Origin of the sequence: Paenibacillus sp. USHLN196 (genome assembly GCF_037144955.1) — a bacterium.
GTDB lineage: Bacteria > Bacillota > Bacilli > Paenibacillales > Paenibacillaceae > Paenibacillus > Paenibacillus xylanexedens_C.
The window spans coordinates 1-223 of the sequence record NZ_JBBCYH010000069.1; the positions used below are offsets into that span (position 1 = coordinate 1).

1 rRNA gene is annotated in these 223 nt (G+C 56.1%); it reads left to right on the forward strand.

Features of this window, described 5'->3' with window-relative positions:
- Positions 1-223, forward strand: a 23S ribosomal RNA gene (locus WFI24_RS34370); the annotation flags it as partial.

Here is a 223-nt window from a genome sequence, read left to right on the forward strand (position 1 = left end):
GTTTTAGGGGTGATGGCGTGCCTTTTGTAGAATGAACCGGCGAGTTACGTTCCCGTGCAAGGTTAAGGTGAAGAGCCGGAGCCGCAGCGAAAGCGAGTCTGAATAGGGCGAATTAGTACGTGGACGTAGACCCGAAACCGGGTGATCTACCCCTGTCCAGGGTGAAGGTGCGGTAACACGCACTGGAGGCCCGAACCCACGCATGTTGAAAAATGCGGGGATG